This window comes from Planktothricoides sp. SR001, from assembly GCF_001276715.1.
Lineage (GTDB): Bacteria > Cyanobacteriota > Cyanobacteriia > Cyanobacteriales > Laspinemataceae > Planktothricoides > Planktothricoides raciborskii.
In genome coordinates this window covers 43,049-61,817 of record NZ_LIUQ01000033.1, presented here as the reverse complement: position 1 = coordinate 61,817, position 18,769 = coordinate 43,049, and the positions used below count along the sequence as shown (strand labels likewise).

Genomic DNA, 18,769 nt, shown 5'->3' with positions numbered 1-18,769 from the left:
CATATCGGATCCCTTGCCCGATCGCCCCCTTCCATTTAAAAATAAAATGATCGTGATTCGCACCAGGAGGATCAGGTGAGTCAAGAGTTTGATTATGATCTAGTAATCATCGGTGCCGGTGTAGGCGGACATGGTGCTGCCCTACACGCGGTGGAATGCGGCCTAAAAACAGCCATTATCGAAGCCGCAGATATGGGTGGCACTTGTGTCAACCGTGGCTGTATCCCTTCAAAAGCTTTACTCGCCGCATCAGGAAGAGTTCGGGAACTGCGCGACGCCCACCATCTACAATCCTTGGGCATTCAACTTGGTGCAGTGGCCTTTGAACGGGAAGGCATTGCCGACCATGCCAACAACTTAGTCGCCAAAATCCAAGGGGACTTAACCAACAGTTTAAAACGGTTGAAAGTTGACATCATCCGAGGTTGGGGGAAAATTGCCGGACCGCAAAAAATATCTGTAAAAACAGATAGTGGGGAAAAAACCATTACAGCGCGGGATATTTTATTAGCCCCCGGTTCTGTTCCTTGGGTGCCCCCTGGAATTGAAGTAGATGGCAAAACTGTCTATACCAGCGACCAAGCCGTAAAATTAGAGTCTTTACCGCAATGGATCGCTATTATTGGCAGTGGTTATATCGGTTTAGAATTTGCCGATGTTTATACCGCGTTGGGGTCGGAAATTACCATGATCGAAGCCCTCGATCGCCTCATGCCCACCTTTGACCCGGATATTGCCAAACAAGCGGAACGAATTCTGATTAACCCCCGCGATATAGAAACTCGTGTGGGTAAATTAGCGCTGAAAGTCACTCCCGGTTCTCCCGTGGTCATTGAATTAGCGGATGCCAAAACCAAAGAAGTCGAAGAAATCTTAGAAGTCGATGCTTGTTTGGTGGCTACAGGTCGGATTCCCGCTACCAACAATTTGGGATTAGAATCCGTCGGCGTGGAAACTGACCGCCGTGGGTTTATTCCCGTGAATGATGATTTAGCGGTATTGTCTGGCGGCGAACCAGTCCCCCACTTATGGGCGATCGGGGATGCTACGGGTAAGATGATGTTGGCTCATGCCGCCTCCGCGCAAGGGGTGGCGGTGGTGGAAACGATCGCCGGTCGTCCCCGCCAAGTGGATTATCGCAGTATTCCCGCTGCGGCCTTTACTCACCCAGAAATTGGCTTTGTGGGGCTAACCGAACCCCAAGCCAAAGAGTTAGGGGAAACCGAAGGCTTTGAAGTGGCGGCGGTGAGAACTTATTTTAAAGGAAATTCTAAAGCCCTGGCTGAGGGAGAAACCGAAGGCATTGCTAAGGTGATTTACCGGAAAGATAATGGGGGAATTCTCGGCGTCCATATTATTGGCATTCATGCCTCTGATTTGATTCAGGAAGCGGCTAATGCGATCGCCCTGCGTCAATCCGTCAATACCCTAGCGTTTACGGTGCATACTCACCCCACCCTCTCAGAAGTGTTGGATGAAGCCTACAAACGGGCTGCTACTTACGCTTAATTTTATGGTGATTGGCTATTGGTTATTCATTATTTTCATAGAATAACCAATAACCAATACCCAACAAAAGAATCCCTACCCACCAAAAACTAACAACCAACAACCACCAACCAACAACAAATAACCAGTATCGTGAAGAATCAAGAGTTACAAATTCGCCGTCGTCCGCCCAACCCCCCAGTGGATGTGAAACAGTTGCGCTATCAGGTACAGGTGCCCGATGCTGAACCCAGGCATATTCTGGAAGAAATTGTCTGGCACAAAGAAACAGAAGTGGCTCAGTGGCGCGATCGCGTTCCCTTGGTGGAACTACAAAAACAACTAGCCACCTTGCCCCCTACCAAAGACTTTGTCTTGGCATTGCGCCAGAGTAAAACCAATCCAGCGGTAATTGCGGAAGTGAAAAAAGCGTCCCCCTCCAAAGGAGTGATTCGGGAAGACTTCGACCCAGAAGCGATCGCCCGCGCTTACCAACAAGGGGGAGCCAGTTGCCTATCCATCCTCACCGATGAAAAATTCTTTCAAGGCAGCTTTGAGAACTTAGAAAAAGTTCGGGCGGTGGTGGATTTGCCCTTATTATGCAAAGAATTTATTATTTATCCCTACCAAATTTATCTGGCACGAACCAAAGGCGCCGATGCCATCTTACTCATTGCGGCCATTCTATCCGACCAAGACCTAAAATATTTTGTGAAAATCGCCAAATCTCTGGGCATAACCCCCTTAATTGAAGTCCATACCCTCGCGGAACTTGACCGGGTATTGGCCATTGATGGCGTCACCTTGGTGGGGATTAACAATCGCAACCTGCAAGATTTTTCCGTGGATCTGCAAACCACCTGTGACTTGCTGGCACAAAGAGGTCAACAACTCACTGAACGCGGTATCCTAGTGGTCAGCGAATCAGGTTTGCACAGCGGCGCTGACTTAAAACAAGTGAGCAATGCCGGAGCCAATGCCGTTCTGATCGGGGAGTCCTTAGTGAAACAACCCGACCCGGGCATCGCATTAGCCCAGCTAATTGCTAGTGTGGATTAAATCGGTCACCGAACCAGTAGGGTGTAGGGTGTAGGGTATAGGGCAGCCATAGGTGTAGGGCCGCCATCGGTGTAGGGTGTGGGGGGAAGAGAGAAAAGAGAATAGAGAAAAGAGAANNATCCTCTTCCCCCACACCCCACTCCCCACACCCCACACCCTACACCCTACACCCCGCTCCCCCGCTCCCCCGCCCCTACATATAATCTTGATTCGATATTGGTATAAACTAAATTGGCTGTCATGGCTCCTATCCCCCTTCCTTCTCATGTCCACTACGAACTTTTGTTGCAACTGCTGGAGCGACAGACGATGTTTGCGGTGGGACAAAACTCTCCCCAGCGAGACCAAGTGCGTCAGTTAATCGCAACCCTTCGCAAAGCTTTCGCCCAACAAAAGCGACTAGAAGAGAGTTGTCAACATGAAAACTTAGCCATTGAATACCGTTGGTCTTTGAATAAAGGATCGGGGGAAAGCAGGGAAGATGCCAGCTTGACCGCACCGCCTCCAACCTTAGACGATCGGTGATATATTTGTTATTTGTTACTTTTTTATTTGTTATTTGGTGTTAGTCCGATCCATAACGAATAACAAATAACAAATAACAAATAACGGTTATCTGTTAACGGTCAAATACTGATTAATTTTAGGAAGAAAATTCATGGACGATAAGTTAATGCTGATGATTCCTGGCCCAACCCCCGTGCCAGAAAGAGTTTTACTGGCGATGGCCAAACACCCGATGGGTCATAGAAGCAAGGATTTTGAAGCGATCGCCGGGGAAATTACCGAGAATCTGAAATGGTTGCACCAAACCCAAGGGGATGTGCTGATGTTGACTTCATCGGGCACTGGGGCAATGGAAGCGGGAATTATTAATTTTCTCAGTGCAGGCGATCGTGTTTTGGTGGGCTGTAATGGGAAATTTGGCGAGCGCTGGGTCGAAGTCGCCACCGCTTATAATTTAAACGTGGAACAAGTGACGGCAGAATGGGGCAAACCCCTCGACCCGGAAGAGTTTCGCGTCAAGCTGGAAGCGGACAAGGACAAGCAAATCAAAGCGGTGATCGTGACTCACAGCGAAACCTCCACGGGGGTGATCAACGATTTAGCAACCATTAACCGTCACGTCAAAGCCCACGGACAAGCTTTAATTATTGTGGATGCCGTCACCAGTTTGGGTGCGGTGCATATTCCCATCGATGAATGGGGTTTAGACGTGGTGGCTTCCGGTTCCCAAAAAGGGTTTATGGTGCCACCGGGTATGGGATTTGTGGCGGTGAGTGCCAAAGCCTGGGAAGCTTACAAAACCGCAACCCTACCTCGATACTATTTGGATTTAGGCAAATATCGCAAAGCCGCCGCGAAAAATAGCAGCCCCTTTACTCCCCCAGTGAATTTAATGTATGGTCTGCAAGCGAGTTTGGGGATGATGAAAGCCGAAGGGTTGGAAAATATTTTTGCCCGACATCAACGGCATAAGAACGCTACCCGCGCTGCGGTGAAAGCTCTGGGAATGCCTTTGTTTGCCCCAGATGAAGCGGCTTCTCCTGCTATTACCGCTGTGGCCCCGGTGTCGGTGGAAGCAGAACAGGTGCGATCGATTCTGAAAAAACGATTTGATATTATTCTGGCGGGAGGTCAAGACCACCTGAAAGGCAAGATTTTCCGCATGGGGCATTTGGGCTTTGTGAGCGATCGCGACATTCTCACAGCGATCGCCGCCTTAGAAACCGCCCTCGTCGAGTTAGGTGTGAGTAACGTCACCCCAGGGGCAGGTGTAGCCGCCGCCAGCCAGGTCTTTGCTCAGTAGTCAGTAAAAAGTAAGTAAAAAGTAAGTAAAAATGCCGCAAAAAAGGGTGAATTGTTCGCCATGAACAGTTCACCCTTTTTTAATCCATAACAATTGGCTGCAAATCAATTTTCCCTGATGTCCGACTTGGGCGCCACCCCTACCCCCCCTAAAAAAAGCTAACCGAGAAAAGCGATCGCAGCGGTTGATCCGATCAGTTGGCTCATCATTAAATGATTCCATCCGATGGAGCCTCCTATAGTGTTTGTGAAATCTATGCCGTTTCCAGCCAGTCAAAAATTCGCTCTAACTGCTGAATGGTGACTAAGCCATATTGCCAAAGTACCATTGGTAAAGGCATCGGATCGGACTCACGATTGCGAATCCCAAAAGAACCACAAACCCGCTCGGCTAAATCAATTGAAGAGGCAGAAATCGCCAAATCTTCTTGCAAAAACCGAATAAATTGAGAATAACTGGATCGTCCCATGGCTCAGTCAACCTCCGAAATCTTAAAGTCTATTATTTCAACTGTTTTTTTATCCACGCCTACCCTAAGTAGCCAGTTTTTAATCTGTACACTCAACCAACGGCTAGATAATTCATTCCTAACGAATAAAGCGATCGCCCTTTGGGTGCTTCAATTCGGGGATCAGCGTTTAACCCTCTGGGATCATCGCGAAATCGAGATCATTTTCTTAGCTTAAATCCATTTTGATCGCTTGTCGTGCCAGCGCCGCAACGCAAAAACTCACACACCACACTAGGCCGATTCCTGTCAATAAGCAATCATCACGTCTGATCCTAGTTCAGCATAGGATTGCTTAAATGACATCAGCGAAATTACTGATTTTTTTTTTCAAGTTGCTCAGTAAATTTACGCATCGAAAATTTTACCCACTCTTAAACCTATAGTCTAAGTCTGAGGGGTGCATTTGTCAAGAGACTATGACAAATTGAATATCGAAATTGGTCAGCGAATAGCCGTTGTATTTGGCGGCTATTTGGCGTTGTATTTATGGCCTTGCGGATTCTAGCAGACCTAGCGCCGTTTTTACCACCGTACTGGGTAGCCATTGGCAAAATTTCGGCCATATTACCAGGGCGATCGCCCCCGTCAGCAAACCGGGGGACTGCTATCCCAGGGATAGCCCAAATTTCGCTCATTCTAAAACATCTTTAATAAGTTTTGTAAAAAATTCGGAAAAATTTTTTACATCGCTCCAATTCTCCCCATCACCAGTCCGGTCAAAGTCAGAGAATCAAGCCTCCCGCAACACATAACCCAAACCTCGCACCGTATGAATCAGCCGTTTGTTACCATTGCTTTCTAATTTCAGACGTAAATAACGGATATACACTTCAATCACATTCGACTCGCCCATAAAATCATAGCCCCAGACATTTTCCAAAATCTGGTCGCGGCTGAGGACTTCACGAGGATGCTCCATTAAATATTTCAGTAGTTCAAATTCTTTCATGGTTAAAGCAATCATCTCTTGGTTATTGCGTAAAACCGTCCGCTTCGATAAGTCCAGGATAAAATCCCCAAAGTGTAATCGATCGTTGCCATGAGTTTCCGGTTTCAGGTACAGATGAATTAACTTGAGAAAGTCCTCCCGACGATACGGCTTGAGAAAATAATCATCCGCCCCGGCTTCTAAACAAGCAATTCGATCAGGGAGAGTATCTCTAACCAAAAGCATTAATACCGGGACATAATTCCCCTCCCGTCTCAGTTGGCTACACAACTCTAAACCCGATTCCGATCCCAACATTCTGGCAATGACAATTAAATGAGGTTGGTGGAGATTGACCTGATGCCAGCCCGTTTTGGCATCCGGCGCTATGAATGGTTGATACCTGGCGGTTTGCAAATCTTCGCAGATTTGCCCAGCTAAGACTGGATCTGATTCAACCACGAGGACAGAAGGATTTATTTGCAGAGCAACTGGATTCATATTGATTGGTGTAGGATTTTAGCGATCGCCACCGAAAGCGAACCCGAATCGGTCGGTTAGGTTCATCTTTGGGGTAACCACCATTGTTATATCAATCAATTCTCAGCCATTGAGACAATTAATTCGGCGAAATCCCTAGACACAGCAATGGGTTGAGCCACTTTGATCTGGATATCTTCAAATGTTCCGCAGAGTTGGGTGACAGAATCAGCGATCGCCTCCGTCAGTCCTCCTGGAAATAAAACATAAGGCAAAATCGCCATCTGCTGATAGCCCATTTTGACAGTTTGCCTGCTTTTTAGGGTAGCCAAGATATCAGACAAGAAAGGGGCCACAAACGAATACGCCGTCACTACCTCCAGCCCCGATAGTTCAGCCAAGTAATGGGCGATCGCCTCCACCGGCTGATTTCCCCCATGCCGACGACTTCCGTGAGAAAATAAAATCGCGATACTAGCGGCGGATGAATCATTCACTGCCGCCATCCGGGACAGCAGCAAACCACTCAAAGCCTTCTGCTGAGTTCCTATATAGGGCAACAATTCCAGGGCGATCTTTGGGTCTATCAGATTTCGGGCTATGGCCACCTCAGCGGGAATATCTTCATAAACATGGACTCCGGGCAACAAAAATAACGGCAAAACCTGAATCCGCCTCATCCCTTGCTGGACAGCGCGATCGGCAAAGGCCACAATTTGCTCATGTAACGGCAAAGGATGAGCCTCCAAAAAAGCCACATCCACCAAAGTCCTCCCCAATCCCAAGGTTTGACTCCTACCGATCGCCCGCTCCTGCACTAACACAGTGAGTTCTTTCACCGCTGCATTGTAGCTAGGGTGATGACTGCCATGTACTACCAATAAATACGCTACTTTATGCATTTGTTATTTGTTATTTGTTATTTGTTGTTGGGTAGGGATTCTTTTGTTGTTCGTTGTTCGTTGTTTGTTGTTTTAACAAATAACAAAACGACATCATAATAAATAATGATGCCGTCCTGAAAAAATCCCCAATCAACCCTTAAATGTGTTTAACTGTTTAACCGAAACGACCGCTTACATAAGCTTGGGTTGCTTCTTCAGCAGGATTATGGAATATTTTTTCAGTTTGGTCATATTCAACTAAGTAACCAACTCTTTGGCCTTTTTCATTCGGATCCACATTGAAAAACGCCGTCATATCAGACACCCGCGAAGCTTGCTGCATATTATGGGTGACAATGACAATCGTATAATCTTGCTTCAGTTGGTGCAGCACCTCTTCAATTCTCAAAGTAGAGATTGGGTCAAGGGCCGAACAGGGTTCGTCCATCAGCAACACATCTGGTTGCACAGCCAAAGCACGAGCAATACACAAACGCTGCTGTTGACCTCCGGAAATTGCCAAACCACTTTGTTGCAACTTATCTTTCACTTCATCCCAGACTGCCGCTTGTTTTAAACAGCGTTCCACTAACTCATCCATGTCCCCTTTATACCCATTGATGCGGGGGCCAAATGCCACATTGTCATAAATTGATTTGGGGAAAGGATTCGGTTTTTGAAAGACCATGCCAATGCGTCGTCGCACTTCCACTGGATCCACTTGGGGGTGATAAATATCATGGCCACGATATTTAATCGTCCCTTCTAAGCGAAAGCTTTTAATCAAATCATTCAAGCGATTATAAGAGCGTAACAAGGTACTCTTGCCGCAACCACTCGGTCCAATGAAAGCAGTGATCCGGTTTTTGGGAATTTTTACATTCACATTCCGCACTGCCAAAAAATTCCCATAATAGATGTTGACATTTTCAGTATCAAACACCGTCTCAATTTTCTGGTGAGATTCCTCACTTCGAGAATGATTCAATTCACTGGAATAATTCATACAACCTCTTTTTCTTTAATTAATAGCCGATAGATAGAAAATCAGCAATAATCCTGACTAAATTATCAAGATTATATCAAACAATTAATCGATATTTTACTGCATATATTATTCCCAGATAATAATTTATTTCATCATCATCCTAGGGTTAAAAATTATTTCAATAATCCATATTTTTCCTTCTATTTTTTTTATCTAATTTTTTTGAGTTTCTATGCTCAGAATAATTGGCAATTTTAGCAATTTTAGCAATTTATTTTTCGGAAAATATTAGTAAATTGCTGAAATGTTGGGTGAAATAGCTTAATAAACTTTACGGGAAGTCGCCCACCGGGAAATCACACTGGTGATCAGCACCATCAGTACCAGTACCAGAGAACCGACCCAGGCTAATTCCACCTGATTGTCAAACGGGACGATCGCAAAGTTGTAAACCAAAACGGACAGAGAGGGAGTTGGTTCCATGAGCGATCGAGGCCAGAATTGGGTAAACAAGGCGGTAAAAATCAATGGGGCGGTTTCTCCCGCTGCGCGGGCTACGGCCAACGTCACCCCAGTTAAAATTGCCGGTAAAGCAGCGGGCAAGACAACTAAAAATACGGTTTGGTAGTTACGCGCCCCCAGACCCACTGCCCCCTGGCGAATTTCATCTGGGACTAATTTTAGGGATTCTTCCGTGGCTCGGACTATAATTGGTAACATTAAAATCGACAAAGCAAATCCACCAGCAATGGCGGAAAATGTGCCGGTAGTTAATACCACAACCCCATAAGCAAATACACCAACAATAATCGAAGGCACGCCACTGAGTACGTTCGTCGCAAATCTTACCCAAGAAGAAAATTGGCCATTATTGCCAAATTCTGAGACAAAAATTGCCGCCATGACGCCAATAGGAATGCTAATTAAAGCGGCGATTCCCACCATCACGAGGGTGCCCACGATCGCATTGGCAAAGCCACCGGGTTCTTGTTGCATCGCTGCAGGCGGCAATTCGGTAAAAACGCTGAGACTCAGACCGTTAAAACCTTTATAAAGTACATAAGATAATACGGCGCCCAATGGTAAAAGTGCGGCGATCGCTGCTACCCCAGCTAAGGCACTCATCACCAAACTAAATAAGGTTCTCCGAGACTGAGGAGAACGCCTTAAACTACTGGCACTGATCGAAGCAGTATCTTGGGTATTTGGGTATTTGACACTCATATTTTCTGGATATATTCTGGATATATTCTGGATATTTTCCTGATTTCGTTTAACCCTTAACTCTTGGGGCATCGTTGTTGCTGATTGTTCACTGTTAACCGTCAACAATCAATCCTTGAAATCATCAATCTTTTCAATTTTTCATCGGGGATGATTCAGCTTTTACGGTTAACGGTTAAGGGTTAAAGATTAACCGTGAACAATCTAAGCTTTAAATTCCTACCCTTTAAATTCTTTGGACGCGGCGAATTAAAACCTCAGCCAACATATTCACCACCAAGGTCAGGGCAAATAAAATCAACGCTGCATACATTAAAGCGTAAACTTGCATCCCATCCGCCTCGGCAAATTGATTGGCCAATAGACCGGCAATACTACTGGCTGGAGCGAACAACGAAAAGCTAATTTTAGGGTTGTTGCCAATTAGCATGGTGACAGCCATTGTTTCTCCCAAGGCGCGACCGAGTGCCAGCATAATAGCACCAACAATTCCGGAAAAAGCAGCGGGTAGTAAAACTCGTAAAATGGTTTCCCACCGAGTTGCACCGAGGCCATAAGCTCCTTGACGCAAAATGTCGGGAACGTTGAGCAGGGCATCCCGCGCTAGGACGGCAATGGTGGGCAATATCATAATCGCCAATACTACTGAAGAGGCTAGTAAGCACGGACCATTGACGCCGATGGGTCTTAATAAGGGAATCACCACAAAAATTCCCCAGAGTCCGTAAACCACACTAGGAATTGCGGCTAACAGTTCCACCAAAAAAGAGATCCCCTGTTGAATATTCGGGGGTAAATAGTCTTCACTTAAAAAAATGGCCACCCCTAAACCCACTGGCACCGCTAAGATTAGGGCAATCAGAGAACTGACGAGGGTGCCATAAATGTGCGGTAACGCACCATATTCTTCTCGATTGGGTGCCCAACCACTAGAAGTAAGAAAACCTAAACCATATTTGGCGATCGCTGGCCAAGCTTCCAGGGTGACAATCACAACCATCCAGATCAAAGTGGCTAGGACGGCAAACGCTAAGATTCGAGCGAGCCAAACGAATCCTTTTTCTAAAATTTGTGGCCAACTGACACCCGAATCAGATCCTTTAAACTTATCTTCCCGGTTTGATAAACTCATAAATTTGTGTGTACTTCAGCAAAACTTTCAGATCCAGGGAACATCTTATCCCTTGAGGATTTTTAATCCCATACTGGAAATTATAATTTTTTCATTCACTCATAATATCTATGCCGTTGACTCAGGTCTTAATTCATGGCAATTAGGCCATTAATTGAATGACGATATTTTTTTGGTAATTTGATTTAATTTTTTTGATGTTTTTTTACTGATCAAGACTGCTTTGTTTTTATCAGATAATTTATCAGTTCAATAATATTTGATCCTATAAATTTAACAGGGAAATGATTTTTTGTAATAAAAATATACAATAATCGACAAGAATTAATTAAAAAAACCAAATAATCCGTATCTAATTATACCACTTTTGCTGAAAAAAATGTTAAGATTTCATTAAGAAAAGTTTAAGAAACGTCTAGAAAATCAGGCAGGATTTGTTGATTTTTGCAATATTTTAACAGTCATCAATTTTTTTCGCTGATTTTATATCATAACCATCGATGCCAGAAAGTTAAAGCTTTATTTAAAATAAATTATCAAAGATCAAAGGAGAATTAGAAATATCTTCAGAATTTTCTCAAAATTTTCTCAAATTAGCACCATCAAAACAACGATCGATCGCAGGGGTTTGCTTCCGGTGAGCATACTGGCAATGGGATTAGGGGCGCCCTAGGAGATAAAAAGTCATTGGCTTGAGAAATGCTGACACCCCCAGGCTGATGGTAAAATGCCAACACGCTATAGTCATGGTCATCATTAAGGATCCAAAAGTGCTACAAACACAAGTCTCAAGTTCTACTAAGTTATTAATTTCTCAGAATTCATCGATTAGCTTGCCATCATCCACCTGGACAAAAGAGGAACTCCAGCAGTGGTTAGAAAACCGAACGGCCAGAATTATTGCCGGGGAACTGCTGCAAAAACAAGAGGCGATCGCATTGACCCAAATCGAGGGTCAGGAGAATATCCTACTTTTGTGTGCAGCCGCCGATCAGGTGCGACAAGCTTGTTGCGGCAACAAAGTAGATTTGTGCAGCATCATCAACGTCAAATCTGGCAATTGCTCAGAAAATTGCGCGTTTTGCTCCCAATCCGCTCATCACCCCGGAGAAAATTCTCCGATTTACGGACTTAAGTCCCCAGACGAGATATTAGCGCAAGCTAAAGCCGCAGAGGAAGCAGGCGCTAGTCGCTTCTGTCTGGTGTCTCAAGGAAGGGGTCCTAAATATCATAGTCCAAAATCGGCAGAATTTGAGCAAATTCTCGCTACAGTTCGCCGCATTGCTGCGGAAACCAATGTTAAGCCTTGCTGTGCATTAGGTGAGGTGACTCTAGAACAAGCAAAAGCTTTGCGCGAAGCCGGTGTCACTCGGTACAACCATAATTTAGAAGCGGCTGAAGATTTTTATCCCGAAGTTGTCACCACCCACAGTTGGCAAGACCGGGTGGAAACGGTCAAGAACCTAAAAGCCGCAGGGATCCAAGCTTGTACCGGCGGGATTATCGGCATGGGGGAAACCTGGGAAAATCGGGTAGATTTAGCGTTATCGTTGCGCGAACTGGAAGTCGAGTCAGTGCCGTTGAATTTACTGAATCCTCGCGAAGGCACCCCATTAGACCATTGTTCTAAGCTCGATCCTTACGAAGCTTTAAAGGCGATCGCCATTTTCCGGCTGATCCTGCCCACACAAATTATTCGCTACGCCGGTGGCAGAGAAGCGGTCATGGGCGAACTCCAAGCCCAAGGCTTAAAAGCGGGAATTAATGCCATGCTGATTGGCCATTACCTCACCACCCTAGGGCAACCCCCAGAAAAAGACCATGAAATGCTCGCCCAACTTGGGCTAGAAGGTTCAGAAGCCCCCGTGCCGGTTTTCGACCATTAAACAATTCCACCATCAACCAATGGTCTATCAATCTAGCCGGTAAATAACTTGTAAATTGTGGCTTCGGCGAAAAACGTGACTTTTCCTTTGGAATTAATGTGGGCTTTGATTGGCTTGCTACTAACAATTGCTGGCACCTTTATCGAAGCCTCAATGATCAGCCCTCCTTGGGATTGGGACTCCCAGGGAATTTCCATTTTTTCTCTGGGTGTCACCTATCAAATTGGGGCTGTTTTATTAATCGGATGTTTGGGCGGTAAAAAAGCCGGTACACTATCGCAAATTGCTTATTTAATCTTAGGATTACTCTGGCTGCCGGTGTTTAGCCAAGGGGGGGGGTGGACGTATTTAAAGGAACCTTCCATTGGCTACTTACTCGGATTTGTTCCGGGGGGTTGGGTTTGTGGCACCTTGGCTTTTAGAAAACGCTTGCGGTTGGAATATCTGGCGTTCAGTTGTCTTTGTGGATTACTGGTGATTCATATGGTGGGCATCAGCTATTTAATTGTCAGTCATTACTTTATTGATGTACCATTAGTGCCCCAAATATTTAAATACTCCGTCGCCCCCTTGTTAGGACATTTAGTTATTGTCTGTGAGGTGACAGTATTGGCTTTTATGTTGCGAAAGTTTCTGCTTTATTAAGTTGTCTGGTTGTGGGTTAATTTGGGTAAATCACCCCTAAATGCAATTTGTTAACTTTGAATTATGGAGAAAATGATGCAATTAAATATGAAATTTAAAAATAGCGTATTTTGGATCGCGGCTTTGATTAGTTTGGGATTTGACCGATTTACTAAATATTGGGTGGTGCAAAACTTTGAGTTTAAAGAAAGTTGGGCCTTATGGCCCGATGTGTTTCACTTTACTTATGTCACCAATCCCGGCGCCGCATTTAGTCTTTTTCCTGGTGCTGCTTGGTTGCGTTGGCTGTCTTTAGCGGTTAGTTTAGGATTAATCGCGTTAGCCTGCTTTGGCCCAAGATTTAATCCCTGGGAACAAGCAGGTTATGGGTTGATTTTAGCCGGGGCTTTGGGCAATGGGATTGACCGCTTTGTTGCCGGAGAAGTGGTGGACTTTTTACACTTCAAGCTGATTAACTTTCCGATTTTTAATGTAGCTGATGTTTCGATTAACCTGGGGATTATTTGTTTAATTTTGCTGAGTATTTTTATGCCTCATCCTACAGAAAAAATTAAAAAGACCCAACAACAAAAAATTTCCAATATAACTAAACAAGATTAATTGATTTAGCTTAGTTAATATTAGATAGAGTGGCTATGTTAATTTTTTTAAGAATAAATTGATATAAGTCAATTAAAGAATTAGACTTATATTTAAAGCCAGTAAATATTTTAATTGGCGCTAATGGTGCGGGTAAGTCTAATTTAATTTCTGGGTTTAAATTATTGCGATGGATGATGCAATCTCCGGGGAAATTGAAATTTTTTATTGGCCAAGCGGGAGGCGCAAATTCTTTACTTTTTAATGGTGCGTCTGTGACTCCACAAATGGAAGCTGAATTTCATTTTGAAACCGAAGCGGGCAGAAGTGAATACTTTTGTCGGCTATTTCATGGGGCACCGGATACTTTAATCTTTGCTGATGAACGCTATCGATTTTCTCGGAATACTTTTAATGGATTGGCTGATTGGACTTTATTAGATGCCGGTCATAAAGAAGCCAAATTAATTGATCTAAATAATTTAGGCGATCCAACGGCTAGAACAATTTTTAGGCTAATGCAAGGTTGTGCCGTATATCAGTTTCATAACACTTCAGATACAGCGCGAGTTCGCCAAAGATGGAATATTGAGGATAGCCGATATCTGCGTGAAGATGCGGCAAATTTAGCCCCTTTTCTGTTGCGGCTGAAAGAAACAGAACCCATCTATTATAAAATCATTGTAGAAAGCAGCAAATTGCGCCTTTTTTTGCCGATTTTGTTTTGGAACCAATTAACAATTCGGTGATGTTACAATGGAGTGAACGAGATACAGATTTAGTGTTTAGCGCCCATCAAGTCTCCGATGGAACATTAAGAACGATCGCCTTACTGACTCTCTTGTTACAACCACCAGATAATTTACCTGAAGTTTTAATTTTGGATGAACCTGAGTTGGGTTTACATCCTTATGCGATTAATATTATTGGTGGCTTGATCAAGAGTGTGTCCCATTATAGTCAAGTGATTTTAGCTACTCAGTCTCCTCTATTGATTGATTGTTTTGAGCCTGAAGATATTATTGTCGTAGAACGGAAAGATGGGAAATCTTATTTTTCTAGATTAGAAGAGTCTAAGCTTGAAGATTGGTTAGCTGAGTATTCTTTGTCTGAAATCTGGAATAAAAATATTATTGGAGGAAGACCACGGCGATGATTCGGTTACATATTATTGCGGAGGGACAGACAGAAGAAGAATTTGTAAATTCAATGTTAACGGAATATTTAGGAAATTAGGACATTTTTTAGTCGCTTTTCAGGAAAAATGGCTGATATCTTTGTAGCGATCGCGAAGCGTCCCGTAGGGAATCGCTGCTCATTTGAGTATCCGATTAGCTTTTTTTGGCTTTTTTGCCGATCGCGATCTGGTCGTTGCCCGATCTCTAAGCCTTAAAATTGAGATCAAGCAAACCTCATACTCAATCGTTAGTCGCTGAATTTTCAGAGGATATGACCCCACCACCCCCCCAAAGACCCAAAACGATTCTGAATGTTGTCACCCAAGCGGTGCAAACAGTTCACGCCCAAGTGATGGGAAAGCTGAAGCTGAAACCGAATGCTAAAGTCCCGGAATTGTGGATTTCTGAACCCAATGCTAATAAACCAGAGGTTTATCCTTTGCTGGGCGATCGCTACTTGTTGGGGCGATCGTCCAAAACCAGTGATATTGTGGTGCGGAATCCACTGGTGAGTCAAGTTCATCTATCTTTAAGTCGGAATTCTCAGCAGCGTTATGCCCCATTTATCCTGAAAGATGAGAAGTCAACCAACGGTGTGTATCAGGGTAAACGACGGATTACGAAAATAGTCCTGGAACATGGGGCGGTGTTTAGTCTCGGCCCTCCGGAATTAGCGGATGCAGTCCAAATTAAATATGTGAATCCGCCACCGTGGTATATCCTGATGTTGCGCTGGTCCCTGTACGGCTTCACCGGCATAAGTGCGTTATTCGGATTATCGATCGCGATCGCGTGGCAAAAAGTCTCGGTCAAACCCTTGCCCACATCGATTTCTGGGCCTGTGGTGGTCTATGCTCGGGACGGACAAACCCCACTACGTCCGTCTTATAGCCATGCTCACCGAGAAATCAAACGATTAGAAGAGTTTTCCCCCTATTTGTCAAAAGCCTTAATTGCTTCGGAAGATAGCCGGTTTTATTGGCACTTGGGGGTCGATCCGATTGGCGTTACCCGGGCGGTATTGGTGAATTTAAGCGGAGGCAGCATTAGCCAAGGGGCGAGTACCCTAACACAACAGTTGGCCCGGAGTCTATTTCGGGAGTATGTAGGGACTCAAGATTCTGCGGGGCGCAAACTCCGAGAAGCCTTGGTGGCCTTGAAGTTAGAAACATTTTATGGCAAGAACGATCTACTGCTGGCTTATTTAAATCGAGTCTATTTGGGCATTGACCTCTATGGATTTGAGGATGCGGCCCAGTTTTACTTTGGCAAGTCCGCCCGAAATCTCAATTTATCCGAGGCGGCAACTTTGGTGGGAATGTTGCCTGCCCCGAATGCGTTTAACCCGGTGCAAAATTATTCTTTGGCGGTGAAATACCGCGATGGTGTGATCTATCGGATGCTGAAATTGGGCATGATTAGCCAAGAAGAAGCCGATCGCGCCCGCCGATCGCGGATTTCTGTGCATTCCAAAGCCAAAGAAATTATTGGCAACACCATTGCCCCTTATTTCTATAGTTATGTGTTTGAGGAATTGGAGTCTTTGCTAGGGGTGGGTCTAGCCAGAGAAGGTAATTTTATCGTGGAAACAGGTTTAGACCCGAAGATCCAAGCCAAAGCCGAGAACAGCCTGAAAAATTCCGTAGCCGAAATGGGTGGTATTTATGGCTTTGAGCAAGGGGCGATCGCCACCGTAGACTCCCGAACCGGGGAAATTTTGGCTTTAGCGGGAGGGGTAGACTATCAAATCAGTCAATTTAATCGGGCTACTCAAGCATTACGTCAACCGGGATCGACCTTTAAAATTTTTGCCTATACTGCGGCTTTAGAAGAAGGAATTTCCCCGAATACCACCTATTCTTGTGCCGCATTGGTCTGGGAAGGGGTTTCCTTTTCCCCTTGCGAACGCAGCAGTGGATTTATCGATATGTGGCAAGCGATCGCCCAATCAGAAAATTCCGTTGCCTTGCGGGTTGCCCAACAAGTCGGCTTAAATAACGTCGTGCGTCAAGCCAGAGAACTGGGGATTAAAAGCGACCTCAATCCCGTACCGGGCTTGGTTTTGGGTCAAAGTGAAGTCACCGTGTTAGAAATGACCGGAGCATTAACGGCATTAGCCAATGGTGGAAAATTCAACTCTGCTCATGGGATTAAGCGAATTTTAGATAGCAGTGATTGCAAGGACCTGAATAACCGAGAAACCTGCCGCGTCATCTATGAATATGGACAAAACCCCGAAGCCAACCGGCAAGTCCTTTCCCCAGAGGTGGCGGATACCATGACGCGAATGTTACAAGGCGTGGTGCAAAGTGGCACGGGCAGAGGTGCGGCGATCGGTTTGGGAGAAGAAGCGGGCAAAACCGGCACCACCAACAATGGCGTAGACCTTTGGTTTGTGGGCTATTTGCCCCGCCGACATTTTATCACCAGCGTTTGGCTGGGCAACGATGACAATAGTCCCACCTCCGGCAGTAGTGGCCAAGCAGCCCAAGTTTGGGCTAATTATATGAATGAAGTGGTGAATCAAAAGTAACTCGTCACCGATGGTTGATGGTTGTTTGTTGATGGTTGATGGTTGATGGTTGTTTGTTGATGGTTATTTGTTGATGGTTGATGGTTGTTTGTTGTTTGTTGATGGTTGATGGTTGATGGGTAGGGATTATATGGTTAATTGTTGATGGTTGATGGCTACAACCACCAACAAAAGAATCCCTACCCACCAACAAACAACCATCAACCATCAACCATCAACCATCAACTAAAAATTGTTAATTATCAATTAGTTCGGATTGTGATAACATTTCTGTGTGTTGTAACCAGGCGATCGCTGCTTGATGAAATTCTTCTATTAAAACAGTTTCTGGCGGATTACTTTCATCAATTAAATCCTCAATTGTTGCCCCTTCATAAGATAAACTAAGGCAAAAAGCATTACCAATTCTTTGCCAGGTTTGTAAACTACCGGATTGAATTAAAGTAATTTTATCCAGTAAATCTCTAGCCCATTCAGGACTGTGCTGAATATCCATAATTAAAAACTCGGAAAGCCGAAGATGAGCCGGGTCATTTTTTCGGTGTCCCGGCCAGGTAAAAGCAGTTTTAGACATAATGTTTGACGGTAATAATAGACGATCAAAAAGTCAATAAAGTCGTCCAAATCAGATAACTTTAAAGACTATCTTAAAGGAAATGCCGTGTTAATTTGGCCATCGCTTAAGAAAGCGCCTGCTATTGTAAATAAACGATTATTATCACTCTTACAATAGTTGTCGGCGTTAGCGCTTGGCGCATTAGGACCACACCAAGCCCACCTAGGTGCATTTGATGGGCAATTTTGTTGATGGGTAGCGGCGTAGATAATTGAGTTTAAAACTTGAGTTTGCGTGCAGCTATCTGGAAACATGGTGGAGAATTTTCTCTGGTTAGAATGGCCGGAATAATTCCAGGTTCCGCCGTAAATTCCTTGGCTATTGGCTGACTGAGTAATTTGAAAGTTTTCCACCGTATTGGGGGTAACTCCACCGGGTCGGGAATGAAATCCTTTAGGCCGGTTTTGACTCCACTCCCCACAGAATATATGGGTCTGGTTAAGTGGGGGATTTGTTCTCGACCAATGATCTATATTAGCACAATTGACTTGACTTGGTGCGGCACAAGCAAAGAAAACGATCGCCCCAAAAAGTGATAGCGCGCTCGCCATTAGTTTAGGTATAGTTTTCATATTTTTGCAGATTTTTTCATTTTTGATGGCATCGATCGCATTTTCTGGGAAAGTCAGACAATCATGGGATGCCACACCTTACGCAAAATTTTAACCCAGAATCGATCGCTCCCGCAATTGACATCTGGGAAAAAATGGGAAAAAAGGCGATCGCGATCTGTTTTAATTAACTGCTTTTCTCAAAATGGTTTAAATCGGTTTGAAGCAAAGATTATCAAGAATCAGTGACAGTCTGGCCGGAGCGAACCAACTCCGA

At 44.7% G+C, this 18,769-nt stretch carries 19 protein-coding genes; 10 read left to right on the top strand and 9 right to left on the bottom strand.

Going from position 1 to position 18,769, the window contains the following annotated elements:
- The first annotated feature begins 75 nt into the window (after positions 1–75).
- The 4 genes from lpdA to AM228_RS18505 all read left to right on the top strand — a co-directional run bounded on the left by lpdA (position 76) and on the right by AM228_RS18505 (position 4,357).
- Positions 76–1,509 (top strand): dihydrolipoyl dehydrogenase, encoded by a 1,434-nt coding sequence (lpdA, locus tag AM228_RS18520; protein ID WP_054467951.1) that lies wholly within the window; start codon positions 76–78, stop codon positions 1,507–1,509.
- Between the two features lie 132 nt (positions 1,510–1,641).
- The gene (trpC, locus tag AM228_RS18515) at positions 1,642–2,547 is read left to right on the top strand and encodes an indole-3-glycerol phosphate synthase TrpC (RefSeq protein ID WP_054467948.1); all 906 of its coding nucleotides are present in this window, start codon (positions 1,642–1,644) and stop codon (positions 2,545–2,547) included.
- Between the two features lie 240 nt (positions 2,548–2,787).
- Positions 2,788–3,072, top strand: a complete 285-nt coding sequence (locus tag AM228_RS18510; RefSeq protein WP_054467946.1) for a DUF5340 domain-containing protein — start codon at positions 2,788–2,790, stop codon at positions 3,070–3,072.
- A gap of 133 nt (positions 3,073–3,205) precedes the next feature.
- Positions 3,206–4,357, top strand: a complete 1,152-nt coding sequence (locus tag AM228_RS18505; RefSeq protein ID WP_054467944.1) for an alanine--glyoxylate aminotransferase family protein — start codon at positions 3,206–3,208, stop codon at positions 4,355–4,357.
- Positions 4,358–4,610: 253 nt separating this feature from the next.
- On the opposite strand, the gene AM228_RS18500 is transcribed toward AM228_RS18505, so the two are convergent.
- The 7 genes from AM228_RS18500 to pstC form a co-directional block, all read right to left on the bottom strand.
- Complete coding sequence (locus tag AM228_RS18500) at positions 4,611–4,826, bottom strand: DUF2949 domain-containing protein (RefSeq protein ID WP_054467942.1); 216 nt, start codon at positions 4,824–4,826, stop codon at positions 4,611–4,613.
- A gap of 419 nt (positions 4,827–5,245) precedes the next feature.
- The gene (locus tag AM228_RS18490) at positions 5,246–5,503 is read right to left on the bottom strand and encodes a hypothetical protein (RefSeq protein WP_054467935.1); all 258 of its coding nucleotides are present in this window, start codon (positions 5,501–5,503) and stop codon (positions 5,246–5,248) included.
- A gap of 95 nt (positions 5,504–5,598) precedes the next feature.
- A complete protein-coding gene (gene nblR / locus AM228_RS18485; protein WP_054467932.1) occupies positions 5,599–6,297 on the bottom strand; it encodes a response regulator transcription factor NblR in 699 nt (232 codons plus the stop codon).
- A 95-nt stretch (positions 6,298–6,392) separates the two neighbouring features.
- Positions 6,393–7,178, bottom strand: coding sequence for a sirohydrochlorin chelatase (locus AM228_RS18480; protein ID WP_054467930.1), 786 nt, complete (start codon positions 7,176–7,178; stop codon positions 6,393–6,395).
- Positions 7,179–7,335: 157 nt separating this feature from the next.
- Entirely contained in the window at positions 7,336–8,166 is an 831-nt protein-coding gene (pstB, locus tag AM228_RS18475; RefSeq protein WP_054467928.1) for a phosphate ABC transporter ATP-binding protein PstB, read from the bottom strand.
- Positions 8,167–8,469: 303 nt separating this feature from the next.
- Positions 8,470–9,372 (bottom strand): phosphate ABC transporter permease PstA, encoded by a 903-nt coding sequence (pstA, locus tag AM228_RS18470; protein ID WP_054467985.1) that lies wholly within the window; start codon positions 9,370–9,372, stop codon positions 8,470–8,472.
- Between the two features lie 226 nt (positions 9,373–9,598).
- Entirely contained in the window at positions 9,599–10,504 is a 906-nt protein-coding gene (gene pstC / locus AM228_RS18465) for a phosphate ABC transporter permease subunit PstC (protein WP_054467927.1), read from the bottom strand.
- A gap of 746 nt (positions 10,505–11,250) precedes the next feature.
- Between pstC and bioB the strand changes: the two genes are divergently transcribed.
- The 6 genes from bioB (at position 11,251) to AM228_RS18440 (ending at position 17,325) form a co-directional block, all read left to right on the top strand.
- The gene (bioB, locus tag AM228_RS18460) at positions 11,251–12,390 is read left to right on the top strand and encodes a biotin synthase BioB (protein WP_082348944.1); all 1,140 of its coding nucleotides are present in this window, start codon (positions 11,251–11,253) and stop codon (positions 12,388–12,390) included.
- A 75-nt stretch (positions 12,391–12,465) separates the two neighbouring features.
- Positions 12,466–13,035, top strand: a complete 570-nt coding sequence (locus tag AM228_RS18455) for a biotin transporter BioY (protein ID WP_156331890.1) — start codon at positions 12,466–12,468, stop codon at positions 13,033–13,035.
- Between the two features lie 87 nt (positions 13,036–13,122).
- Entirely contained in the window at positions 13,123–13,635 is a 513-nt protein-coding gene (lspA, locus tag AM228_RS18450; protein ID WP_054467980.1) for a signal peptidase II, read from the top strand.
- A gap of 71 nt (positions 13,636–13,706) precedes the next feature.
- The gene (locus AM228_RS35430) at positions 13,707–14,363 is read left to right on the top strand and encodes an AAA family ATPase (protein WP_369817772.1); all 657 of its coding nucleotides are present in this window, start codon (positions 13,707–13,709) and stop codon (positions 14,361–14,363) included.
- Positions 14,363–14,770: an AAA family ATPase gene (locus AM228_RS35425; RefSeq protein ID WP_231636858.1), complete on the top strand. Its 408-nt coding sequence runs from the start codon at positions 14,363–14,365 to the stop codon at positions 14,768–14,770. Before AM228_RS35430 ends, AM228_RS35425 begins: the two co-directional genes overlap by 1 nt.
- 293 nt (positions 14,771–15,063) lie before the next feature.
- The gene (locus AM228_RS18440; protein WP_054467925.1) at positions 15,064–17,325 is read left to right on the top strand and encodes a PBP1A family penicillin-binding protein; all 2,262 of its coding nucleotides are present in this window, start codon (positions 15,064–15,066) and stop codon (positions 17,323–17,325) included.
- 235 nt (positions 17,326–17,560) lie between these two features.
- Here AM228_RS18440 and AM228_RS18435 read toward each other — a convergent pair whose 3' ends face one another.
- Together AM228_RS18435 and AM228_RS18430 are read right to left on the bottom strand one after the other, a co-directional pair.
- Positions 17,561–17,899: a hypothetical protein gene (locus AM228_RS18435; RefSeq protein ID WP_054467923.1), complete on the bottom strand. Its 339-nt coding sequence runs from the start codon at positions 17,897–17,899 to the stop codon at positions 17,561–17,563.
- 68 nt (positions 17,900–17,967) lie between these two features.
- Complete coding sequence (locus AM228_RS18430) at positions 17,968–18,492, bottom strand: EndoU domain-containing protein (RefSeq protein ID WP_190879482.1); 525 nt, start codon at positions 18,490–18,492, stop codon at positions 17,968–17,970.
- Positions 18,493–18,769: the final 277 nt, after the last annotated feature.